Origin of the sequence: Citreimonas sp. (assembly GCF_042096055.1) — a bacterium.
In the GTDB taxonomy this organism is placed as follows: Bacteria; Pseudomonadota; Alphaproteobacteria; order Rhodobacterales; family Rhodobacteraceae; genus Citreimonas.
In genome coordinates this window covers 1-3,050 of record NZ_JBELMH010000161.1, presented here as the reverse complement: position 1 = coordinate 3,050, position 3,050 = coordinate 1, and the positions used below count along the sequence as shown (strand labels likewise).

Genomic DNA, 3,050 nt, shown 5'->3' with positions numbered 1-3,050 from the left:
CTGACGGACTCGGGCGGCTTCCAGGTCATGAGCCTCGCCGGCCTGCGCAAGCTGACCGAGGACGGCGTCACCTTCAAAAGCCACATCGACGGGTCGAAACACGCGCTGTCGCCCGAGCGGTCGATGGAGATCCAGCGCCTGCTGGGCAGCGACATCGTCATGTGCTTCGACGAATGCCCCGCGCTGCCCGCCGACCGCAAGCGCATCGAGGAGAGCATGCGCCTGTCGATGCGGTGGGCGCAGCGGTCGCGCGACGCCTTCGGCGACCGGCCCGGGCACATGCTGTTCGGCATCCAGCAGGGCGGGCTGGAACAGGACCTGCGGGCCGAAAGCGCCGAGGCGCTGACCGCGATCGGCTTCGACGGCTACGCGATCGGCGGGCTGGCCGTGGGCGAGGGGCAGGAGGCGATGTTCGGCTGCCTCGACTTCGCGCCGGACCAGCTGCCCGAGGACAGGCCGCGCTACCTGATGGGCGTGGGCAAGCCGGACGACATCGTCGGCGCGGTCAAGCGCGGCATCGACATGATGGACTGCGTGCTGCCCTCGCGCTCGGGTCGCACCGGACAGGCCTGGACGCGGCGCGGCCAAGTCAATCTGAAAAACGCACGCCACGCCGACGACCCCCGTCCGCTGGACGAGGACTGCACCTGCCCGGCCTGCCGCAACTACAGCCGCGCCTACCTGCACCACGTCCAGCGCGCCGGCGAGATGATCGCCGGGATGCTGCTGACCTGGCACAACCTGCATTACTACCAAGAGCTTATGGGCGAGATGCGCGACGCCATCGCGGCGGGCGCGTTCGACGCGTTCGAGGCGCGCTTTCACGCCGACCGGGCGGCGGGTGACATCGACCGGCTGTAAGGCAAGCACGGAAAGTTCACATTTTCTGGAACACAGAATGACTATTCAAGTTGAGCGAATGACGGTGCGACAGCGCGCCGGTAAAGTTTCAACGGAGGACATTCCATGTTCAACAAGTCTCTCGGTCTCGCTCTCGGGACGGTATCCGCCATTGCACTCGGCTCGGCCGCGTTCGCGCAGAGCAGCGATGACAACCAGACCGACGACAACGTCGTCATCATCGAGGAAGGCGAGGACGCGCAGGCCAGCGAAGACGGCCAGACCGCGCAGTCGCAGGACCAGATGAACCAGGACACGCAGGCCGCGACCACGGCAGCGCCGGTCGCCGGCGGCCAGGTCCAGGTCGAGCAGGGCCAGCCGCGCGTGTCGGTCACCGTCGCGGACCCGGACGTGGACGTCGATCAGGCACGTCCGCAGGTTGACGTGGAACAGCCGCAGCCCGAGATCACCGTCGCCGTGCCGGAACCCACCGTGCGCGTGCAGCAGCAGGCCCCGATCATCACGGTCGAGCAGGCCCAGCCCGAAGTGACGGTGAGCATCCCCGAGCCGGTCATCACCATCCGCGTGCCGCGTCCGAACGTGAACGTCGACCAGTCCAACCCCGACGTGAACGTCGAGATGCCCGAGCCGGTCGTGAACTTCGTCCGCCCCGAGCCGCGCATCAACATCCAGGAAGCGCAGCCGCGCGTCGTGATGCAGAACAGCGACGGTTCGGAATCCAACGTGGACGTCCAGCGCTCGGAAGGCGCCGAGATCGACGTCAACCAGGCCGAGCCCGAGGTCGACATCCAGGAAGCCGGCGATGCGCAGGTCGAGGTCACGCAGGCCGATCCCGAGGTCACCGTCGAGGACGGCCCCGCGGCGGACGTGAACGTGAACCAGTCCGAGGCCGAGGTCCAGCTGTCCTACGAGACCGACGAGCAGGGCAACATGGCGTCCGAAGAAGACCGTCAGGCCTACCAGCAGAGCATGGACCAGTCGCCGTTCCGTGACGTGCGTCTCGGCGACATCGAAGGCCAGCCGGTCACCGGTGCCAACGACGAGCGCGTGGGCGAAGTCGACCAGGTCGGCACCCGCGGCGAGACCGTCGTGCTGATCATCGGCGTCGGCGGCTTCCTCGGCATGGGCGAGCGCACCATCGCGCTGCCGCTCGACCGCGTCTCGCTGGTCGATGGCCGCATCGTGCTCGACAACATGACCGCCGAAGAGCTGGAGAGCATGCCGGAATACAACGAGGACGAATTCCAGGCGGGCGAGCCCGACCAGACCGTCGGCAACCTCGTCACCGTCGACTGATCGCCGGTCCGGATAGGAACACGCCGCCGCATGGCGGTGGCAGGGGGCGCCTTCGGGCGCCCCTTTGTCGTCTGTGCGGGCGGCGGTCGCGGGGCAGGATCGCGGCACGCGCGACGGCCTTGCGCCCGCGGTGACATCCCGTCATGCTGGGGGCCGCCCGGTTGAATTGACGGCTCTGAACCCCAAATTAACCGTCCATGACCGGAGATGGTCCGAAGCTGCCGCAAAGCGGGGCGGGGCCGTCTTGCCAAGAACAGGATACGAGCATGAAACATCCCCTCAATCCCTCTTACCCGGTGCTTCCGCTGCGCGACATCGTCGTGTTCCCGCACATGATCGTGCCGCTCTTCGTGGGGCGCGAGAAGTCGGTTCGGGCGCTGGAAGAGGTGATGAACGACGACAAGCAGATCCTTCTGGCCAGCCAGATCGATCCGTCCGTCGATGATCCCGCGACCGACGGGATCTACAAGGCCGGCGTGCTGGCCAACGTGCTGCAGCTGCTCAAGCTGCCCGACGGCACCGTCAAGGTCCTCGTCGAGGGGCAAAGCCGCGTGCGCATCGTCGACTACGTCGAGAACGACGCCTTCTTCGAGGCGAGCGCCGAGTACCTGACCGAGATGCCGGGCGACGAGGCCGCCATCGAGGCGCTGACCCGCACCGTCGCCGAGGAGTTCGAGCGCTACGCCAAGGTGCGCAAGAACGTCCCCGAAGAGGCGCTGTCCGCCGTGGGCGAGGCCGAGGATGCGGCCAAGCTGGCCGATCTGGTGGCCGGGCATCTCGGGATCGAGGTGGGCCAGAAGCAGGAATTGCTCGAGACGCTGTCGATCTCCGAGCGGCTGGAGAAGGTCTATGGCCTGATGCAGGGCGAGATGTCGGTCCTGCAGGTCGAGAAG

3 protein-coding genes are annotated in these 3,050 nt (G+C 67.2%); all 3 read left to right on the top strand.

The genetic code is table 11. The features are described from left to right. A partial coding sequence (tgt, locus tag ACFDTC_RS17980; RefSeq protein WP_375260249.1) for a tRNA guanosine(34) transglycosylase Tgt occupies positions 1-861 on the top strand: 861 nt, incomplete at its 5' end. 105 nt (positions 862-966) lie between these two features. Then, positions 967-2,157 carry a PRC-barrel domain-containing protein gene (locus tag ACFDTC_RS17975; protein ID WP_375260248.1) on the top strand — a complete coding sequence of 397 codons (1,191 nt, stop codon included), beginning with the start codon at positions 967-969 and terminating at the stop codon, positions 2,155-2,157. Positions 2,158-2,423: 266 nt separating this feature from the next. Further along, the coding region (locus tag ACFDTC_RS17970; RefSeq protein ID WP_375260247.1) for an LON peptidase substrate-binding domain-containing protein at positions 2,424-3,050 on the top strand (627 nt) is incomplete at its 3' end.